Origin of the sequence: Bradyrhizobium sp., assembly GCF_035701725.1 — a bacterium.
In the GTDB taxonomy this organism is placed as follows: Bacteria; Pseudomonadota; Alphaproteobacteria; order Rhizobiales; family Xanthobacteraceae; genus Bradyrhizobium.
Genome location: NZ_DASSRP010000254.1, coordinates 1 through 17606, shown reverse-complemented (window position 1 = coordinate 17606; position 17606 = coordinate 1). Strand labels below are relative to the sequence as shown.

Here is a 17606-nt window from a genome sequence, read left to right as displayed (position 1 = left end):
GGTTTCCTCCACACCCGTGGATATGGTTTCGAAATGGTGCATCGGATCGGCCGAGGAGCGAATCGGCATCAATCGAAAATTTACGCCGAATCGTTTCCCACGATTTTTTCGCGAATTCCCGCCGATTTAACTTCAATGCAAACAGTTGCGATTTATCGACAACTATAAGGGGTCGATCTTCAAGGTCTAAAAGCGACGGGAAAAAAGAAGGCGGCCGGAGTAGCAAGATGTTTTTTCTGCTTCGCTTGACGTTCTGGATTGGACTGGTGCTCGTCCTGTTGCCGCGGGACAAGACCCCCGAGACGGACAAGGCGCCGCAAATCAACGCGTCCGAAGCGGTCTCGGCGGCGACGGCTGCGATTTCCGACATGGGACAGTTCTGCAAGCGTCAGCCGGCGGCTTGCGAGGTCGGCGGCCAGGCTGCGAGCGTGATCGGTCAGCGTGCCCAGGGCGGCGCGCGAAAGCTCTATCAGATTATCACCGACAAACCTGAGAAGGCCGAGAAGCCCGACAAACCGGACAAGTCCGACAAGCGTGCGCCCGATCACACTGGTTCGATCGGCGGCCTCGAAAATGCCAATGCTGCAGGACCTGAGGTCGCGCACGACACGCTGACGGCCAACGACATGCAGATCGAATGGCAGGGTCCATCGCCGCCGTCGCCGTCACCGTAGATCGCCGGCGAAAGCGGGAACATCCTCAATCGGGCGATATCGCTTTCGGTCGATTTCACCCCTATATAGGGGATTGAACACTGAGCGCGATCATGACGACAATTGACGAGATCCGGGAAAATTTCGAGCTTTTGGAAGACTGGGACGACCGCTACCGGTACGTCATCGAACTCGGCCGGACGCTGGAGCCGATGCCTGAGGCCGAACATTCCTCCACCAACAAGGTGCAGGGGTGCGCCAGCCAGGTTTGGCTTTCCAAGAGCATCGCGCGTAACGGCAAGGGCGACGTGCTGCTGAAATATCTGGGTGACAGCGACGCCCATATCGTGCGTGGCCTGATCGCGATCCTGCTTACGCTGTATTCCGGCCACACACCGCAGCAAATCCTCGACACCGATGCAGCCGCAGTGTTCGACGAATTCGGGTTCCGCGAGCATTTGACGCAGCAACGCTCAAACGGCCTGCGCGCGATGGTCGAACGCATCCGCAGCGACGCCCGCGAGACGCTGGCCGCCGTTGGAACTTGAAACCTACTTCCGCCGCTTGCGCTGCTGACCAAGCCCCATCTTCTTGGCAAGCTGAGAACGGGCGACCGCGTAGTTCGGCGCGACCATCGGATAATCCGGCGGCAGGCCCCATTTTTCCCGGTACTGTTCAGGCGTCATATTGTACTGCGAGCGCAGGTGCCGCTTCAGCGACTTGAAACGCTTGCCGTCCTCCAGACACACCAGGTAATCAGGCGTCATCGATTTCTTGACGGAAACCGCGGGCTTTGCGGGTTCCGCAGCCGTTTCGGCGCGCCCCGTTGAAACGCGAACCAGCGCGGCGTGAATCTGGTTGATCAGGCCCGGAATTTCAGAAGCGGGCGTCGGATTGTTGCTGAGATAGGCCGAGACGATGTTCGCAGTCAGATCGATGAAATTCTTGCCCGTGGCGTCGGTCATAGCCAAAACCTTCTCAAGAGTTTCATCGCTCACGTCATCTCCACGCAACTCTGCAAGAGCCAGCGTCGTCGCAGCCACGGACCGCCGGCCAGATGATACGAGCTTCGGAATCGGGACACTAGCTGGAAACAAGAACGGCGCATGCGATTTTCCACGCCGCTACTTGCCTCCTCACGGTCGCTGATCGAGGTGAGCCCGCAGCTCGTCGATCGACGCAAAGCGCATCATGCCCTCTGGCATCTGGGCTTCGATCGATCCATCCGAGTACAATGAATAGGCCATTCCATCGACGACGCCCGATTTGAGCACCGTCACGGCCGCCTGATCCGCGGCGGGCGGTGTCTGACGCGCAGCTGCCGTTTCGCTGGAGGCGGCGGATGGCATGCGCGCAGGCCGCCGCTGGGCCGGCACCTCGGAAGGCCTTGAGCGTTCCGATTTCGGCCACGCGTCATCGAAGGTCGCGGGCGCGGGCTCGTCAATCTCGGCAGGTGCCACCGGCGGTGCCGGGCGAGGTTCATTGGCGGCCTGCTCGCCGGAACGCGCTTGGGCGCGCTCGCGTTCGCGACGCGACGTCGAGGAAAACATCAAGTTGCGCCGCTGCTTCGCCGGTTGTGATTCGGGTGGTAGCGCGGGCGGCGTGTCCTGCCGCCCCCGCTGAGCTGCCTCTTCGAGCCAAGGCTCGGACGGCATCGGCGGAGCCCCACCGGCCGTTTCTCCGAGGTCTGGCTCATGGGCGGCGGAATCTGCGGCCAGAGGGCGCGGCAATGCCGCCGGTGCCTGCGGCCGGCCGAGATCGGGAAGCGCACCGGCACCAAGGCGCGCGGCCATGCCTTTCAATTCTCTGACCACAACCCACAGGCTGAGAATGATCAATCCGGTACAGGCGCCAACCGTACCCGCCACGATCAGAGTATTGCCGAGGCCGAACTCGTTGATCGGGACTCCGAAACCGATCGCGAGGAGGCCCGCCAGCAGGCAGGCTATCCCGGCTACCAACATGCCAATCGACATCAAACCTACCCCTGAGCCGCGCTCCACCATCGCGCGGCCTCTTCAGCCCCAATGCCACGATACCGTCATATTGCTGGCCCCGCCAACCGGCAATTAACCAGGCAAATCCGGGACCTGTGTATCGTTGGAACCATGGTTAAGCGCCAAGCGTTCCCTTCCGCTGCGTTGCAGTAAGCGAATTACGCCACAATTGCCAATTACTTGGCAATGGAACTGCGCTATATGGATGCCAGGGGATGAGGCCCAAATGCGCTAAGTGGGCCAAGGGACACCGGGTATCCGATCGTCATGACTTCCATTACGACCTCGGCAGTCGATACGCCTTCTCGGCGCTCGATCGAGCGAACGTGCGACGACGCTGCGGTGCTGGTTCTGGTCGTCGTCTCGCTGGTCGCAGGCTTCACATTCCGCGACTACGGCCTCGGCTGGGACGACTACACCCACGCCGAATATGCCGATCTGTTGCTGCGGATGTATGGCTCGGGGTTCAAGGACACCGCAGCGCTTTCCTTTGTCAATCTCTACATGTACGGCGGCGGTTTCGATATGGCCGCCGCGCTGCTGCACAAGGTCATTCCGCTCGAATTGTTCGAAACGCGGCGGCTTGTCGGTGCCGTCGTCGGCATCATCGGCCTTGCCGTAACGTGGCGGCTTGGCCGCAGAGTCGGCGGTCCGCTGGCCGGACTTGCAGCGCTGCTGCTTCTCGCGCTGTGTCCGACCTTCTATGGCCACATGTTCATGAACCCGAAGGATGCGCCGTTCGCCGTCGCGATGGTGATCCTGATGCTCGGTCTTGTTCGGCTCGTGGAAGAATATCCTTATCCGTCGCCGCGGACGGTGCTGATCGTCGGCCTTGGCGCAGGCCTCTCGATCGGCTCGCGCATCCTCGGCACGCTGGCGCTGTTTTATGCCGTGATCGGTTTCCTTCCGATGCTGATCGACGAAGTCCACAATCATGGCGCACGCGAAGCGGCCCGCCGATTTGTCCGAATGGCCCATGCGCTGCTTCCCGGCTTGCTCCTCAGCTATCTCGTGATGGGCTTGATCTGGCCGTGGTCGATCATCGAATTCGATCATCCGCTCCAGGCCGCCACCTATTTCTCGCAGTTCTTCGAAAAGCCCTGGAAGGAGATGTTTGACGGCGCCATCTTCTCGGTGCCCGACATGCCCTGGTCGTACCTGCCGACGCTATTTGCGTTGCAGCTTCCGGAGATTCTGCTGGCATTGATGACGGCATCGATTATCGCCAGCATTGCTTCGCTGCCGCGAAGCGACGTGCCGGCGCGTCGCAAGGCGATCCTGCTGATGCTGACGCTGGCCGCGGTGCTGCCGATTGCGATCGCAATCCTCAAGCGCCCGGCGCTCTATAACGGCATCCGCCACTTCATCTTTGTGATTCCGCCGATGACCGTGCTGGCTGGTCTTGCCTTCGCGCGCGGAATGGACTGGCTCAAGGACAATCGCCGCAGCTGGCAGCCGGTGGCCTTAGCTGTGTTCGTGTTCGGCCTGATGCTGCCGCTGGGCGAAATGATCAGGCTGCATCCGTATCAGTACACGCATTTCAACCACATCGCCGGCACCGTGCGCGGCGCCGACGACCGCTATATGCTGGATTACTGGGGACTGGCGTTCAAGCAAGCCTCCGACGGCCTGCGCGAGCAGCTCGAGGAAAAGCACGAAACTCCCGCGCCGGGACACAAATGGAAAGTCGCGGTGTGCGGTCCGCACCGTCCGGCCCAGGTCGCCCTGGGACCCGACTTCACCATTACCGGCGACAGCCACGCCGCCGACTTCGCCATGACGCTCGGTGAGTTCTACTGCAAGGGCCTGACGGCGCCGGTCATGGTCGAGATCAAGCGCGACGATGTGGTGTTCGCGCGCGTCTACGACATCCGCGGCCGCAGTATCTCGAGCCTGTTGGCGATCCCCCCGCCGTAATGGCCTGTCCCAAAGCATGACTGCCACATCCGCAGCGCAGCTTGTCGCTCCTTGGCGCGCGGAATAGGCTCATCTCAATCATTTATTACTGGGAGAAAGCCTCATGTCGCCAGCGGAAGCTCGTCTGAAGGAAGTGCCGTCGGGAATGACGGAGGCCGAGTGGAGCCAGCGCGTCAATCTTGCGGCCTGTTACCGCTTGATCGCCTACTACGGCTGGGACGACCTGGTCGACACCCACATCTCCGCGCGGGTACCCGGGCCCGAGCATCACTTCCTGATCAATCCCTACGGATTGATGTTCGACGAGATCACGGCTTCCAGCCTGGTCAAGGTCGACCTCGACGGCAACCTGCTGAGCAAGACGCCGTACCATATCAATCCGGCCGGTTTCACCATTCACTCGGCGATCCACGAAGTTCGCGAGGATGCCGGCTGCGTGATCCATCTGCACACGCCGGACGGCACGGCGGTCGCCAGTTGCGCGGAAGGCCTGCTGCCGCTCAATCAGACCGCGCAGCTCGTCACTTTCGATCTTGCCTATCACGATTATGAGGGCATTGCGCTCGATCACGACGAACGCCCGCGCTTGCAGCGCGATCTCGGCAACAAGAACCACATGCTGCTCCGCAATCACGGAACGCTGACCGTCGGCCGCTCGGTTGCCTCGGCCTTTGAACGCATGTTCCACCTGGAACGCGCCTGCACCATGCAGGTGCGCACGCGGATGCTGGGACCGACTGCCTACCCGGTCGATCCTGATGTGATCGACAAGAACACCCGGCTGCTCGACAATCCAGAACGCGCCGAATTGCGTTCGACCACGCTGGTCTGGCCGCCGCTGCTGCGCAAGCTCGACCGATTGGACCCTAGCTACAAGAATTGAAAGATGAGACGATCCGGTGTAGGGTCTTTCCACATACCTCTACACACCTGAGATCAAACGCCGCTCAATTCCGGGCGGCGTTTTTACGTCAGGTCGTCGCCCTATTGCTCCGCCGCACATATTGCAGTGCGTATTGCCGCCCCGAATGGCTTGCGATTAGATGTCGCGGGGTTTGCGGGGAAAAATCATGAAGAAGGTCGTCTGGATTGTCGCCGTCGCCATCGCGTTAACGGCCGTCATGCCTGCAGCAAATGCGCAACAAGCCGATCAGCCCAAACAGGGCCTGTCCGTCAAAATCAAACAGAAATATCTGGAGCGCCGCGCCAAGTTCGTACGCCGCGTCAAGGACATTTATTTTGCCGTCGGCTGCAAGGTCTTGCCCGGCGATGCCGGCACCCGGAGCCGGGACAGTTATCTCGCCAGTGTCAGAGAACAGGCGGTCCTTGATTTGAAGGAAGACGAAGAACTGGTGGAGGCCGCAAGACAAGCGGGCCTTGAGCGCGCGTCCAAACCCGGAGCATGCGACTACTATCGCCGACATCCGGAAGCCGCGGAAGTGATGCGGCGGACCGCGGATGACGCAGCCAAGCAATAGCTCTGGCGCGCCACCCCGCACTTTATGCACCCGGAAGGATCTAGTGCGCGAGCGCGGCCAGAATTCTCGTCCAGGAGCGAATGCCCTTGTGGAAGCTTCTGAGGTCGTACTTCTCATTCGGCGAATGAATATTGTCATCGTCGAGCGCAAAGCCGACCAGAAGCGAATCCAGACCAAGCGTGCGCTTGAAGTCCGCCACGATCGGGATCGAGGCGCCCGACCCCATCAGCACCGCGTCCCTGCCCCATTCCTCGGCGAGCGCGCGCCGTGCCGCCGCCAGCGGCTTCATGTTCCAGTCGAGCGCCACCGCCGGCGCGTTGGAGTGGTCGGTAAATTCGGCCCGGCAGTCTCCAGGCAACCGCGCCTTGACGTATTCGCGGAACGCATTGCGAATCTTGTTCGGGTCCTGTCCCTCCACCAGGCGGAACGAGACTTTGGCAGAGGCTTCGGCCGGGATCACGGTCTTTGAGCCTTCACCGATATAGCCGCCGACAATGCCGTTGACGTCGCAGGTCGGGCGCGACGAGATTTGCTCGATCAGGAGACGGCCCTTTTCGCCGGCCGGGATCGACAGACCGATCGGCTTTAGAAATTTCTCCGCCGTCAGGTCGAGCTTGCGCCACTGCTCCAGAATATCCGCCGGCAAGTCTTTCACACCATCATAGAAGCCGGGAATGGTGATGCGGCCGTCATCGTCGAAAAGGCTTCCCAGAATACGCGTCAGGACGCGAATGGGGTTTTGCGCGCCGCCGCCAAAGATGCCCGAATGCAGATCGCGGTTGGCGGCCTTGATCTTCACTTCCTCATATACGAGTCCCCGCAGCGAGGTCGTGATCGCCGGCGTATCCCGGTCCCACATACCGGTGTCGCAAACGAGCGCGTAGTCCGCCATCAGGTCCGCCTTGTTCTTTTCCAGGAAGGGAACGAAATTCTTCGAACCGACCTCCTCCTCGCCCTCGATGACGATCGTCAGATTGAGCGGCAGCGAACCCGTCACCGACTTCCATGCCCTGCACGCCTCGATGAAGGTCATCAATTGGCCCTTGTCGTCTTCGGCGCCGCGCCCGACGATGATCTTCCGCCCGTCGGCATGATCAGTCACCACAGGCTCGAATGGCGGCCGGTGCCAGAGGTTCAGGGGATCGACCGGCTGCACGTCGTAATGGCCATAGAACAAAGCGTGAGGACCGCCGGATTTGCCGCTGGACCTAGCGACAACGGCCGGATGACCATCGGTCGGCCTGACCTCGCTCGCCAATCCGAGCGAGGCGATGTCCTTGGCCAGATGATCGGCGGCCGCCTTGCATTCGCCGGCAAAAGCCGGATCGGCCGAAATCGATTTGATCCGCAACAGCGCGAACAATCGCGTCAGGCTGTTGTCGAAATCCGCATCGACATGGTCGAGAACTTTGTTGAGCTGCGCGACGTCGGACATCACCGATCTTCCCTTGGTTTTCTGAGGTTACTTTACGGCACGCGCCCCGCGGCGGACAAGGAGCTAACCTGCGAACCGGCCTTTTCATCCGCCGGATGCAGGAGATGCCATGCGAGCCCCGCCGCCATTACAACCGTGGCAAGAAAGTTATTTCCATAGGCCTGCCAGGCATGCGGAAACGGCGGAAGCGACAGGCAGATCAGGAAGGCAGATATCCCGAGCACGATCCAGCTTACCTTGCGCATCGCGGGGCGGATATCATGAGCCGCGCGATGGAGCAGCACCGTCAGCGGGAAGAACAGCCATATGAAGTAATACTGACGCGCCAGGGGTGAAGCGACCGTCATCAGGCAGAACAGGATGCCGAGCTCTTCCGCATCCGAACGCGGCGTCCGGCGCGAGGCCGGGGGCATCACGGTGATGAAGCCAAGACCAATGACGGCGGCAACGCCCAGCACCACCCAGTTCGCGGCCTTGAAGTCGAGATCGAGCAAGTTCATGTAGGCCGGCCGGCTGTTCGGATTGTCCTGGTTGTAGTCGACCGGACGGGTTAGACGATGCGTCAACGAGATCAGCGACTGGTTCATCCATGACCAGTTCTGATCGTCGCGCTGTCCGAAGCCGGCCTCTGAACTCGACCCGACCATGCCCCGATACCAGGTCTTCAGTTCGGAAAGATTGTGCGCGTAGCCGCGGATCGGAGCTGGAACCACGATCAGAAGAGCGGCGAGAAAGACCACCGTGCTTACGGCGGAAGCCCATTGCCGCCGCCACACCAGATATGGAAGCACAGCGATCGGAAAGACCTTGATCGCGGTCGCGAGCGCAAACAGGATTCCCGAACTCCACGGACGATTGTGCTGCAGGAGCCAGAAGCCCCACAGCATCATCGCCAGCAGCACCAGATTGGGCTGACCGAGATCGAACATATCGAAGGTGAAGGTAATCATGACGATTGACGGCAACGCCGCGAGCCACGGACCTGTGGTCTCGCTGTCGCCGCTCATCGCGTTCGACAACTGCGCCGTCATCCACCATGCGATGGCGTTGAGCAGCGACAGGCAAAGATAGAGCGGAATTTTTCCGAAATAGGCCGGAATCGCGAGCAGCATCGCCGGCAGCGGCGGATAGAGAAAGGCGAAGACCGTATGAGGATCGTGCGGGTAAAGATCGCCGCCCTGCAGGACCTGCTGCCCGGCCCAATACCAGAGCGGATAATCCTTGGTCTTGCCGTGGCCGAAGATTTCGGGGCCGAGAACGTCGGCGGTCAGGATCAGACAGCAGACCAGGAAAAGCACATCGAGCGGCGCTCGTAAGGACGGAAGTCTCAACACGCCTCACTTTCTGAGTGGAAGGAAGATCAAACCGGCAATGACGCGCGGCGAAGTTGATAGGAACTTCAATTTGCCGCACCAGCTCTATCGTCGCAGCAGCCCGCCGAGCGCTCCACGAACGATGGAACGGCCGATCGAACCGCCGATCGAGCCACCGACCGACTTGCCGAGATCGGCGACCGCGCCGCCGACCACCTTGTTGGTCACCGAGCGCGTGATATTACGCGCGATCAACTGGCCGGTCGACAATCGGCTGCGTGGCGTGTTGGTCCCGAAGATCGCGCCCACGATGGCGCCGACCTGCCCGAGAATACCCCCGCCACCTCCCATGGCCGCGCCGGCCACGCGCTTTTGCAACACCTCGTAGGCGGATTCGGAATCGATCGCGGTGTCGTATTTCCCCTTGACCGGGCTGTTGTCGATGATCGATTTGCGCTCCTCCGGCGTGATCGGCCCGATGCGCGCCGTCGGCGGCCGCACCATGACGCGCTCGACCATCGCTGGAATGCCATTGCCTTCCAGGAACGATACCAGCGCCTCGCCCTTGCCGAGCTGGGTAATCACCTGCGCGGTGTCGAGCTTCGGATTTGGCCGAAACGTTTCGGCCGCCGCCGTAACCGCCTTCTGATCGCGCGGCGTGAAGGCGCGAAGCGCGTGCTGCACGCGGTTACCCAATTGCGCTAACACCTTGTCGGGCACGTCGATCGGATTCTGCGTGACGAAATAGACGCCGACGCCCTTGGAGCGGATCAACCGCACCACCTGCTCGATCTTTTCCATCAGCGCTTTCGGTGCATCGTTGAACAACAGATGCGCCTCGTCGAAGAAGAAGACGAGCTTGGGCTTCGGCGGATCGCCGACTTCCGGCAACTGCTCGAACAGTTCCGACAGCATCCAAAGCAGGAAGGTCGCGTATAGCCGTGGACTTTGCATCAGCTTGTCGGCAACCAGGATATTGACCATGCCCCTGCCATCGCGGTCGGTGCGCATGAAGTCCTTCAAATCCAACGCCGGTTCGCCGAAGAACTTGTCGCCGCCCTGGTTTTCCAACACAAGGAGCTGACGTTGAATGGTTCCCACCGTCTGTTTGGAGACGTTTCCATACTGGGTCGTCAATTCGGCGGCATGTTCGGCAATGAAGGTCAGGATCGCGCGCAGGTCTTTCATGTCGAGCAGCAGCAGCCCCTGCTCGTCGGCGACGCGGAACGCGATATTCAGTACGCCCTCCTGAACATCGTTCAGGTCCATCATACGCGACAACAGAAGCGGCCCCATCTCCGAGACGGTGGCGCGCACCGGATGACCCTGCTCGCCAAACACATCCCAGAACACCGTCGAAAACTGGTCAGCCTGGAAGGTGAGCCCCATGTCACCCGCGCGCTTGAGGATGAAGTCCTTCGCCTCTCCCACTTCCGAAATGCCCGACAGATCTCCCTTGATGTCGGCCGCGAACACTGGAACGCCGGCGCGTGCGAATCCTTCGGCCATCACCTGTAACGAGACGGTTTTTCCCGTTCCGGTCGCGCCTGTGACCAGCCCGTGCCGGTTGGCGAGCGCAAGCGTCAGCCAGGCCGGCTGTTCCCCCTTGCCAATAAATATCTTTTCAACGGTATCGGCGGTCTGAATATCTGTTGTCGCCATTACATCGCCTTTGTTGCGCAGATCGACGCGCAGTCACCCCTTTTATAAGGCATGTCGCAAGCCGATTGAACCTTTGACGAACGAATGAGAGAGACAATCACGCTTCAATCGGCGCCCATTCGACCGATTTTGTCGCCGTGCATCATCGAATTTGGTGCGAAATGCATCCGTCAAGGTACGAAATCGTCTCTTGCTCTTGCATTGCTGCAACACCTGCGATCCGAATCACAGGCGCGGCGGTGGTGATCGCTTGTAATTCGTCTCGCACCCGATCAAGATAAATCGCGAGTACGGACCCGGCCAACAAGCCGGCCGAGGATGGGGCACAATGGACGAGCTGACGGGGCGGCTGGCTGCAAAAGTCGGCATCGAAGGTGCTGTGGCTGAAGAGACCATCGGCATCATGCTGGGCTTCCTTCGCCGTGAAGGACCTTCTGACAAGGTTCAAGCCTTGATCGATGAGATCCCCGGAGCCGAAGCGGCAATCTCCGCATCCGAGAGCACCGCCGGCCTGTCGAAGCTGATGGGTGGCGGTTTGATGGCCGTCGGTACCCGGCTGATGGCATTGGGCCTCGGCGTCAACGACATCCAGAGCATCGCGCGGGAACTGTTCCGATTTGGCCGGGACAAAATTGGCGAGGATCAGATGGGCGCTATCGTTGCGGCCACCCCTGGCCTCAATCAGTTCGCTTGAAAACACATTTCACATTCGAAAAATCATGACATATCCACTTTCCGAGATTGATGGCCTCCCCTCTTTCGCGGCGTCGAAACTCAAGTCGGTCGGCATTCGCACCACGGATCGCCTGCTGGAAGCTGCGAAAACCGTCAAAGGGCGAAAAGCGCTTGCGGCCAAGACCGGCATCAGCGAGCAGCAGCTGCTGGAATGGGCCAATTTTTCCGACTACATGCGGATTCCAGGCATGGGCAGGGCCAAGGTCGGCCTGGTGCGCGCCGCCGGCGTGCCGACGGTCCGCGAGCTGGCCCTTCGAAATCCGGCGCGGCTGGCTCAGAACATGAAAGAAGTGAACATTCGGCGGAAGCTTGTCCGCGTTCTGCCTTCGGAGAAGTCGGTCGAGCAATTGATCGCCAAGGCGCGCAAGCTACAGCCCAAAATCACCTACTAAGATGACTTGCTAAAATTGCTTTTAGCGTTGCCCGTTTGACGCCGTCGGCAGGTCCGGACCGCAACCCGACGCCTGCTCCCTTGACACTCCGGCATTGACCGCGCAAAGCGACCGCATGATCGCGACGTCGCCCGGAACCACCCCTGGGACGGCCTCGGCGGACCATCGGACCTGGCCTGAGCGGCTGTCTGGACCGTATCCGCTCGTCATGGGGGTGTTGAACATCACGCCCGACTCCTTCTCGGACGGCGGACGCTTCCTTGCGCCGGAAAACGCACTGGCTCACGCCCGTCGCATGGTCTCGGAGGGTGCTGACATCATCGACATCGGCGCCGAATCCACCCGTCCGTATGGCGCGCAACCGATTTCCGCCGATCAGGAGATACAACGTCTGCGGCCGATTTTGGCCGGGGTCGTCGGGCTCGGAATTCCCGTCTCGATCGACAGCATGAAAGCTGTCGTCATCGCCTGGGCGCTCGATCAAGGCGCGGCCATTGCCAACGACGTCTGGGGCCTTCAGCGCGATTCCGATATGGCGCGTTTGATTGCGCAGCGCCGCTGCCCGGTCGTGATCATGCACAACCGCGATCGGGCCGATCCCCAGATCGACATCATGACAGATATCGCCGACTTCTTTTCGCGCTCGCTCGAGATCGCGACAAAGGCCGGGATTTCGCACGCGCAGATCGCTCTCGATCCCGGCATCGGTTTCGGCAAGACGCCGGAACAGAGCATGACGGTGCTGGCGCGGCTCGCGCAGTTCGACAGCTTCGGGCTGCCGCTCCTGGTCGGCGCCTCGCGCAAGCGCTTCATCTCGACCGTGTCGGCATCGGAACCGGACCAGCGGCTCGGCGGCTCCATCGCCGCGCACGTGATTGCGGCCAAAGCCGGCGCGCGGATCATCCGAACCCACGACGTCTCCGAGACCGTGCAGGCGCTGCGGGTCGCCTCAGCCATTTGGGACAAGCAATGAGCGATACGATCTTCATCACCGGCCTCGTTATCCACGCCCGCCATGGCGTCATGGACCATGAAACCGAGGTCGGCCAACGCTTCGTCATCGACCTCGAGCTTTCGGCCGACCTGTCGGAATCCTCCCGCACTGATCGCCTGGCCGACACCGTCTCCTATTCCAACGTGGTGGCGACCGCGACCGCCGCGTTCAAGGACACCAACTACAAATTGCTGGAACGCGCCGCCGGCGCCGTCGCCGAGGCGGTGCTCGGGGCCTTTCCGAAAGTCAGCGCCGTCAAGATCACCGTCCACAAGCCGCATGCGCCGATCGCGGCGATCTTCGATGACGTCGGCATCGTGTTGACACGCGTACGGAAAGTCTGATGCCGCACGCCCTGATCGCGCTTGGCGGCAATGTCGGCGATGTTCGCACGACCTTCCGCAACGCGATCGCCAATATCTGCGGCATGACCCAGGCCGCATTGCTGGCGCGGTCTTCCGACTACACGACGCCGCCCTGGGGCGACGTCGAACAGGCTCCCTTCGTCAACGCCTGCATCGAGATCGACACACCGCTTGATCCGCATGCACTGCTGTTCGCGCTGCAAAAGATCGAAGCCAAATTCGGCCGCGACCGTGCCAAAGAGACCCGCTGGGGCCCGCGGACGCTCGACCTCGATCTGATCGCCTATGACGACGTCTCGCTTCAAAAGCCGGAACTGACGCTGCCCCATCCACGTCTGTTCGAACGCGCGTTCGTACTCGTCCCGCTTGCCGAGATCGCGCCCGACCGCGTGATCGGCGGCCGCAGGGTGGCTTCCGCCTTGGCCGGGCTGTCGACGGACGGAATTGAACGCCTGCCCGACCCTCTTTGAGGTCAAAACACCGTTTGGCTTGACGGCGCGCCCGTGGCAATTTCGGCTACTCGCAATGACGATGTTTCGGAAATGACACGATCTGACGAACTGTCGCTGGCCGCGGATTTTGCGCCCGCCTCTTTCGAGGACTGGCGCAAGCTGGTCGACGGCGTCCTCAAAGGCGCGCCGTTCGAGAAGCTGGTCAGCAAGACCTATGACGGGCTCACCATTGAGCCGATCTATCGGCGCGCCGCCAACGCGGCTCCGATCGCAGGCCGGCCGGCGGCGACGCCCTGGCAAGTCATGCAGCGGATCGATCATCCGGACGCTGTCGCAGCCAATGCACTGGCGGTCCATGATCTCGAGAACGGAGCCAGCGGGATCGAGATCGAATTTGCCGGGGGTCCGGGCGGGCGTGGCTTTGGCATCGCCGATGCGACGCCCGAAACCATGAAGCGGCTGTTCCAGGGCATCTTCGTCGATGCGGGAATTTCGATTTCGATCCATCCGGTGGTCGGGCGCGGCAATGCCGGCGAACTGCTGGCCGACATGATCGAACAACGGCGCATCGATCCCGCAAAAGTTGATCTTCGCTTCAACTATCAGGCGCTGAGCACGATGGCGGTGCGCGGCCGGGCGCCTGCCCCATGGAATGAGATGGCCAAGCCATTTGCCGCCGTGGTCGGCGGGCTGATGAAGCGCGGCTTCCGCGGTCCGTTCGTGCTGGCCGATGGCCGCGCCGTCCATGATGCCGGCGGATCGGAGGTCCAAGAGCTGGCGTTCGCGCTGTCACTGGCGGTCGCCTACTTGCGGATGCTGGAAGATGGCGGCATCGAATTAGATGCGGCGCGCGCGGCAATCGCGTTCCGCCTCGCCGCCGACGCCGATCAGTTCTTGACGATGGCAAAATTCCGCGCGTTGCGTCTGTTGTGGGGGCGGGTCGAGGCCGCCTGCGGATTGATGCCGAAGCCGGTTTTCGTCGCCGCCGAGACCGCCTGGCGGATGCTGACCCAGCGCGACCCTTACGTGAATATGCTGCGCGCCACGATGGCGACCTTTGCGGCGGGGCTCGCCGGCGCGGACGCGATCACGGTGCTGCCGCACACGCTGGCGCTTGGACTGCCTGATGCCTTTGCGCGACGCGTCGCCCGCAATACGCAGCTTGTCCTTCTCGAAGAATCCAACCTTGCCAAAGTGTCGGACCCCGCCGCTGGCGCCGGCGGCATCGAAAGCCTGACGCAGGCGCTTTGCGAGGCGGCCTGGGCAGAGTTTCAGGCCATCGAAAAGGCCGGTGGCGTTTTCGCAGCGCTCGAACAGAATCTGATCCAGCGCAAGGTCGCCGCGGTCAGGGCGAAGCGCGAAGCCAATATCGCAAGACGCAAGGATGTGCTGACCGGCGCCAGCGCTTTTCCGAACCTGAACGAAGCGCAGGTCGCAACGCTCGATGTCAAGCCGATCGTGCTTGCGCCTGACGAAGCCAAAATCACGTTCGAACCGTTGGCCGCGATGCGGCTTGCCGCGCCTTTTGAGCACTTGCGCGACCGCTCCGACGAGGCGCTGAAAAAGAAGGGCGCACGGCCGAAAGTTTTTCTCGCCAATCTCGGCTTGCCGTCCGATTTCACCGCGCGTGCGACCTTTGCGAAAAGCTTTTTCGAGACCGGCGGCATCGAAGCCGTGACATCGGAAGGGTTCGAAGACCCGAAAGCCGTCAAGGCGGCATTTCGAGCTTCCGGGGCACCGCTCGTCTGCATCTGTTCATCCGATGCGGTTTATGTCGACCATGCCGAAGCCGTGGCGAAGGCCCTTCAAGCCGCAGGCGCCAGACATATCTATCTGGCAGGGCGCGGCGGCGAACGGGAGTCTGCATTGCGCGCGGCCGGTGTCAAAGAGTTCATCTTTGCCGGCGGTGACGCGCTCGCTGCCCTGCAACAGGCGCATCATTTTGCGGAGACCGCATGAACGACGCTGAAAAACCTGTTCTGACCGGCGGCTGCCAATGCGGGGCGATCCGTTTTGCGCTGTCGGCGCCACCGATCAAGGTCAGCATCTGCCATTGCCGGATGTGCCAGAAGGCGGCGGGCGCCCCGTTTGCGTCCTTTGCCGACGTTGAAAAAACCGATTTCGCCTGGACCCGGGGCGAGCCGGCGGCGTTCCGCTCCTCCTCAATCGCCGAGCGCGACTTTTGCCGGGATTGCGGCACGCCCTTGAGCTTCCGCCGCATCGACGGGCCACGGATCGAGATCATGACCGGTGCCTTCGACCGGCCCGACCGGCTGGTCCCGATCCGGCAATATGGCACCGAATCCAGGCTCGGCTGGGTGGTGGCGATCGCGAACCTCCCGAGCCAGACCACGTTGCAGAACTATGGCCAGGAGAAGCTGAGCGGCATCGTCAGCCACCAGCACCCGGATCATGATTAACGGCACTTCGAGAACTCGTTTGTGATAACGTAGCAGCCATGAGCCGCATACCAAACTTCGCAGACCTCGCTTTCGAACCCACCGCGCCCGCGGGCGCTGCGGGCAACGCCGAACCGTGGCTGACGCCGGAAGGCATTCCGGTGAAGCCGGTCTATGGCGAGGCTGATCTTGCCGGCATCGATTTCCTCGAGACTTGGCCCGGGATTGCGCCCTATCTGCGCGGCCCCTACCCGACCATGTATGTCAATCAGCCGTGGACGGTCCGGCAATATGCCGGCTTCTCGACGGCTGAAGATTCCAACGCCTTCTATCGCCGCAATCTCGCCGCCGGCCAGAAGGGCCTCTCGGTCGCCTTCGATCTCGCGACCCATCGCGGCTATGATTCCGATCACCCGCGCGTGGCCGGCGACGTCGGCATGGCGGGCGTTGCAATCGATTCAATCTACGACATGCGCACGCTGTTTGCCGGCATTCCGCTCGACCAGATGAGCGTGTCGATGACCATGAACGGCGCGGTGCTACCGATCCTGGCGCTGTTCGTGGTCGCAGCCGAAGAGCAAGGCGTACCGCCGGAAAAACTGTCGGGCACCATTCAGAACGACATTCTGAAAGAGTTCATGGTGCGCAACACCTATATCTATCCGCCGGCGCCCTCGATGCGGATCATCTCCGACATCTTCGCGTTCACCTCGCAGCGGATGCCGAAGTTCAACTCGATCTCGATCTCCGGCTATCACATGCAGGAAGCCGGCGCGACGCAGGATCTCGAACTCGCTTATACGCTCGCCGACGGCGTCGAATATCTGCGCGCCGGACTCAAAGCCGGCCTCGATGTCGACCGCTTCGCGCCGCGGCTGTCGTTCTTCTGGGCGATCGGCATGAACTTCTTCATGGAAGTCGCCAAGATGCGGGCTGCGCGGCTGCTCTGGGCCAAGCTGCTCAAGCCGTTCAATCCGAAGGACCCGCGTTCGCTGTCGCTGCGCACACACTGCCAGACCTCCGGCTGGTCACTGACCGCGCAGGACGTTTTCAACAACGTCATGCGCACCACGATCGAGGCGATGGCGGCCACCCAGGGCCACACCCAGTCGCTGCACACCAATGCGCTCGACGAAGCGCTGGCGCTGCCGACCGATTTTTCGGCGCGGATCGCCCGCAATACGCAGCTCTTCCTGCAACAGGAAAGCGGCACGACAAGAATCATCGATCCCTGGGGCGGCTCGTATTATGTCGAACGGCTGACCCGCGATCTCGCCGCCAAGGCCTGGGGCCATATCCAGGAGGTCGAAGAGCTCGGCGGCATGGCCAAGGCGATCGAGGCCGGCGTGCCGAAGCTCAGGATCGAGGAAGCATCCGCCAAGACGCAGGCCCGGATCGACGCCGGCAAGCAGGCCGTGATCGGCGTCAACAAGTACAAGCCGTCGGACGAGGCGCCGATCGACATTCTTAAGGTGGACAATTCCAATGTCCGCCGGCTCCAGATCGACAAGCTGAAGCGGCTGCGCGGCGAGCGCGACCAGAAGGCTGTGACCGAAGCGCTCGCCGCGCTGACCCGCTCGGCGGGCGAAGGTAACGGCAATCTTCTGGCACTCGCGATCGATGCGGCGCGTGCCAAGGCTACCGTCGGCGAGATTTCAGATGCCATGGAGAAGGTGTTCGGCCGCCACCGCGCCGAAATCAAATCCATCACCGGCGTCTACAAACGGGAGGCCTCGACCATGTCCAACCGTGTCGAGAAGGTGCAGGCGCTGATCGACGCCTTCGAGGAGGCGGAAGGGCGCAGGCCGCGCATC

Annotated in this window: 18 protein-coding genes; 13 read left to right on the top strand and 5 right to left on the bottom strand. The window is 61.7% G+C overall.

Annotation, left to right across the window (positions count from 1 at the left end; translation table 11 throughout):
• Positions 1–227 precede the first annotated feature (227 nt).
• Both VFL62_RS15065 and VFL62_RS15060 read left to right on the top strand, forming a co-directional pair.
• Positions 228–674, top strand: a complete 447-nt coding sequence (locus tag VFL62_RS15065) for a DUF5330 domain-containing protein (protein ID WP_325173178.1) — start codon at positions 228–230, stop codon at positions 672–674.
• 92 nt (positions 675–766) lie between these two features.
• Positions 767–1201, top strand: a complete 435-nt coding sequence (locus tag VFL62_RS15060; protein ID WP_325173177.1) for a SufE family protein — start codon at positions 767–769, stop codon at positions 1199–1201.
• 3 nt (positions 1202–1204) lie between these two features.
• Here VFL62_RS15060 and VFL62_RS15055 read toward each other — a convergent pair whose 3' ends face one another.
• A complete protein-coding gene (locus VFL62_RS15055) occupies positions 1205–1618 on the bottom strand; it encodes a MucR family transcriptional regulator (RefSeq protein ID WP_325173176.1) in 414 nt (137 codons plus the stop codon).
• A 171-nt stretch (positions 1619–1789) separates the two neighbouring features.
• A complete protein-coding gene (locus VFL62_RS15050) occupies positions 1790–2629 on the bottom strand; it encodes a DUF308 domain-containing protein (protein WP_325173175.1) in 840 nt (279 codons plus the stop codon).
• Positions 2630–2917: 288 nt separating this feature from the next.
• On the opposite strand from VFL62_RS15050, the gene VFL62_RS15045 reads away from it, so the two are divergent.
• From VFL62_RS15045 to VFL62_RS15035, 3 genes are all read left to right on the top strand, one after another.
• On the top strand, positions 2918–4567 hold the full coding sequence (locus tag VFL62_RS15045) for a glycosyltransferase family 39 protein (RefSeq protein WP_325173174.1): 1650 nt from the start codon (positions 2918–2920) through the stop codon (positions 4565–4567).
• Between the two features lie 103 nt (positions 4568–4670).
• The gene (locus VFL62_RS15040) at positions 4671–5450 is read left to right on the top strand and encodes a class II aldolase/adducin family protein (protein ID WP_325173173.1); all 780 of its coding nucleotides are present in this window, start codon (positions 4671–4673) and stop codon (positions 5448–5450) included.
• 187 nt (positions 5451–5637) lie between these two features.
• A complete protein-coding gene (locus VFL62_RS15035; RefSeq protein WP_325173172.1) occupies positions 5638–6045 on the top strand; it encodes a hypothetical protein in 408 nt (135 codons plus the stop codon).
• A 40-nt stretch (positions 6046–6085) separates the two neighbouring features.
• On the opposite strand, the gene VFL62_RS15030 is transcribed toward VFL62_RS15035, so the two are convergent.
• The 3 genes from VFL62_RS15030 to VFL62_RS15020 form a co-directional block, all read right to left on the bottom strand.
• Positions 6086–7480 carry a M20/M25/M40 family metallo-hydrolase gene (locus VFL62_RS15030; RefSeq protein WP_325173171.1) on the bottom strand — a complete coding sequence of 465 codons (1395 nt, stop codon included), beginning with the start codon at positions 7478–7480 and terminating at the stop codon, positions 6086–6088.
• Between the two features lie 32 nt (positions 7481–7512).
• Positions 7513–8814: a glycosyltransferase family 87 protein gene (locus VFL62_RS15025; RefSeq protein WP_325173170.1), complete on the bottom strand. Its 1302-nt coding sequence runs from the start codon at positions 8812–8814 to the stop codon at positions 7513–7515.
• 84 nt (positions 8815–8898) lie between these two features.
• On the bottom strand, positions 8899–10455 hold the full coding sequence (locus tag VFL62_RS15020; RefSeq protein WP_325173169.1) for a helicase HerA-like domain-containing protein: 1557 nt from the start codon (positions 10453–10455) through the stop codon (positions 8899–8901).
• Positions 10456–10783: 328 nt separating this feature from the next.
• On the opposite strand from VFL62_RS15020, the gene VFL62_RS15015 reads away from it, so the two are divergent.
• The 8 genes from VFL62_RS15015 to scpA all read left to right on the top strand — a co-directional run.
• Positions 10784–11149, top strand: coding sequence for a DUF2267 domain-containing protein (locus tag VFL62_RS15015; RefSeq protein ID WP_325173168.1), 366 nt, complete (start codon positions 10784–10786; stop codon positions 11147–11149).
• 25 nt (positions 11150–11174) lie between these two features.
• Positions 11175–11582: a DUF4332 domain-containing protein gene (locus VFL62_RS15010; protein WP_325173167.1), complete on the top strand. Its 408-nt coding sequence runs from the start codon at positions 11175–11177 to the stop codon at positions 11580–11582.
• A gap of 115 nt (positions 11583–11697) precedes the next feature.
• Positions 11698–12555, top strand: a complete 858-nt coding sequence (folP, locus tag VFL62_RS15005) for a dihydropteroate synthase (RefSeq protein ID WP_325173166.1) — start codon at positions 11698–11700, stop codon at positions 12553–12555.
• Entirely contained in the window at positions 12552–12920 is a 369-nt protein-coding gene (gene folB / locus VFL62_RS15000; RefSeq protein ID WP_325173165.1) for a dihydroneopterin aldolase, read from the top strand. Before folP ends, folB begins: the two co-directional genes overlap by 4 nt.
• The gene (gene folK, locus VFL62_RS14995) at positions 12920–13411 is read left to right on the top strand and encodes a 2-amino-4-hydroxy-6-hydroxymethyldihydropteridine diphosphokinase (protein WP_325173164.1); all 492 of its coding nucleotides are present in this window, start codon (positions 12920–12922) and stop codon (positions 13409–13411) included. Before folB ends, folK begins: the two co-directional genes overlap by 1 nt.
• Before the next feature lie 72 nt (positions 13412–13483).
• A complete protein-coding gene (locus tag VFL62_RS14990; protein WP_325173163.1) occupies positions 13484–15352 on the top strand; it encodes a methylmalonyl-CoA mutase family protein in 1869 nt (622 codons plus the stop codon).
• Positions 15349–15813, top strand: coding sequence for a GFA family protein (locus tag VFL62_RS14985; protein WP_325173162.1), 465 nt, complete (start codon positions 15349–15351; stop codon positions 15811–15813). Before VFL62_RS14990 ends, VFL62_RS14985 begins: the two co-directional genes overlap by 4 nt.
• 38 nt (positions 15814–15851) lie before the next feature.
• On the top strand, positions 15852–17606 hold a 1755-nt coding region (gene scpA, locus VFL62_RS14980; RefSeq protein WP_325173161.1), incomplete at its 3' end, for a methylmalonyl-CoA mutase.

Excerpts from the sequence above, each read along its gene's own strand:
- VFL62_RS15065 (WP_325173178.1), top strand. The coding sequence starts at position 228 with ATGTTTTTTCTGCTTCGCTTGACGTTCTGGATTGGACTGGTGCTCGTC.
- VFL62_RS15060 (WP_325173177.1), top strand. The coding sequence starts at position 767 with ATGACGACAATTGACGAGATCCGGGAAAATTTCGAGCTTTTGGAAGAC.
- VFL62_RS15055 (WP_325173176.1), bottom strand. The coding sequence starts at position 1,618 with ATGACCGACGCCACGGGCAAGAATTTCATCGATCTGACTGCGAACATC.
- VFL62_RS15050 (WP_325173175.1), bottom strand. The coding sequence starts at position 2,629 with ATGTCGATTGGCATGTTGGTAGCCGGGATAGCCTGCCTGCTGGCGGGC.
- VFL62_RS15045 (WP_325173174.1), top strand. The coding sequence starts at position 2,918 with ATGACTTCCATTACGACCTCGGCAGTCGATACGCCTTCTCGGCGCTCG.
- VFL62_RS15040 (WP_325173173.1), top strand. The coding sequence starts at position 4,671 with ATGTCGCCAGCGGAAGCTCGTCTGAAGGAAGTGCCGTCGGGAATGACG.
- VFL62_RS15035 (WP_325173172.1), top strand. The coding sequence starts at position 5,638 with ATGAAGAAGGTCGTCTGGATTGTCGCCGTCGCCATCGCGTTAACGGCC.
- VFL62_RS15030 (WP_325173171.1), bottom strand. The coding sequence starts at position 7,480 with ATGTCCGACGTCGCGCAGCTCAACAAAGTTCTCGACCATGTCGATGCG.
- VFL62_RS15020 (WP_325173169.1), bottom strand. The coding sequence starts at position 10,455 with ATGGCGACAACAGATATTCAGACCGCCGATACCGTTGAAAAGATATTT.
- VFL62_RS15015 (WP_325173168.1), top strand. The coding sequence starts at position 10,784 with ATGGACGAGCTGACGGGGCGGCTGGCTGCAAAAGTCGGCATCGAAGGT.
- VFL62_RS15010 (WP_325173167.1), top strand. The coding sequence starts at position 11,175 with ATGACATATCCACTTTCCGAGATTGATGGCCTCCCCTCTTTCGCGGCG.
- folP (WP_325173166.1), top strand. The coding sequence starts at position 11,698 with ATGATCGCGACGTCGCCCGGAACCACCCCTGGGACGGCCTCGGCGGAC.
- folB (WP_325173165.1), top strand. The coding sequence starts at position 12,552 with ATGAGCGATACGATCTTCATCACCGGCCTCGTTATCCACGCCCGCCAT.
- folK (WP_325173164.1), top strand. The coding sequence starts at position 12,920 with ATGCCGCACGCCCTGATCGCGCTTGGCGGCAATGTCGGCGATGTTCGC.
- VFL62_RS14990 (WP_325173163.1), top strand. The coding sequence starts at position 13,484 with ATGACACGATCTGACGAACTGTCGCTGGCCGCGGATTTTGCGCCCGCC.
- VFL62_RS14985 (WP_325173162.1), top strand. The coding sequence starts at position 15,349 with ATGAACGACGCTGAAAAACCTGTTCTGACCGGCGGCTGCCAATGCGGG.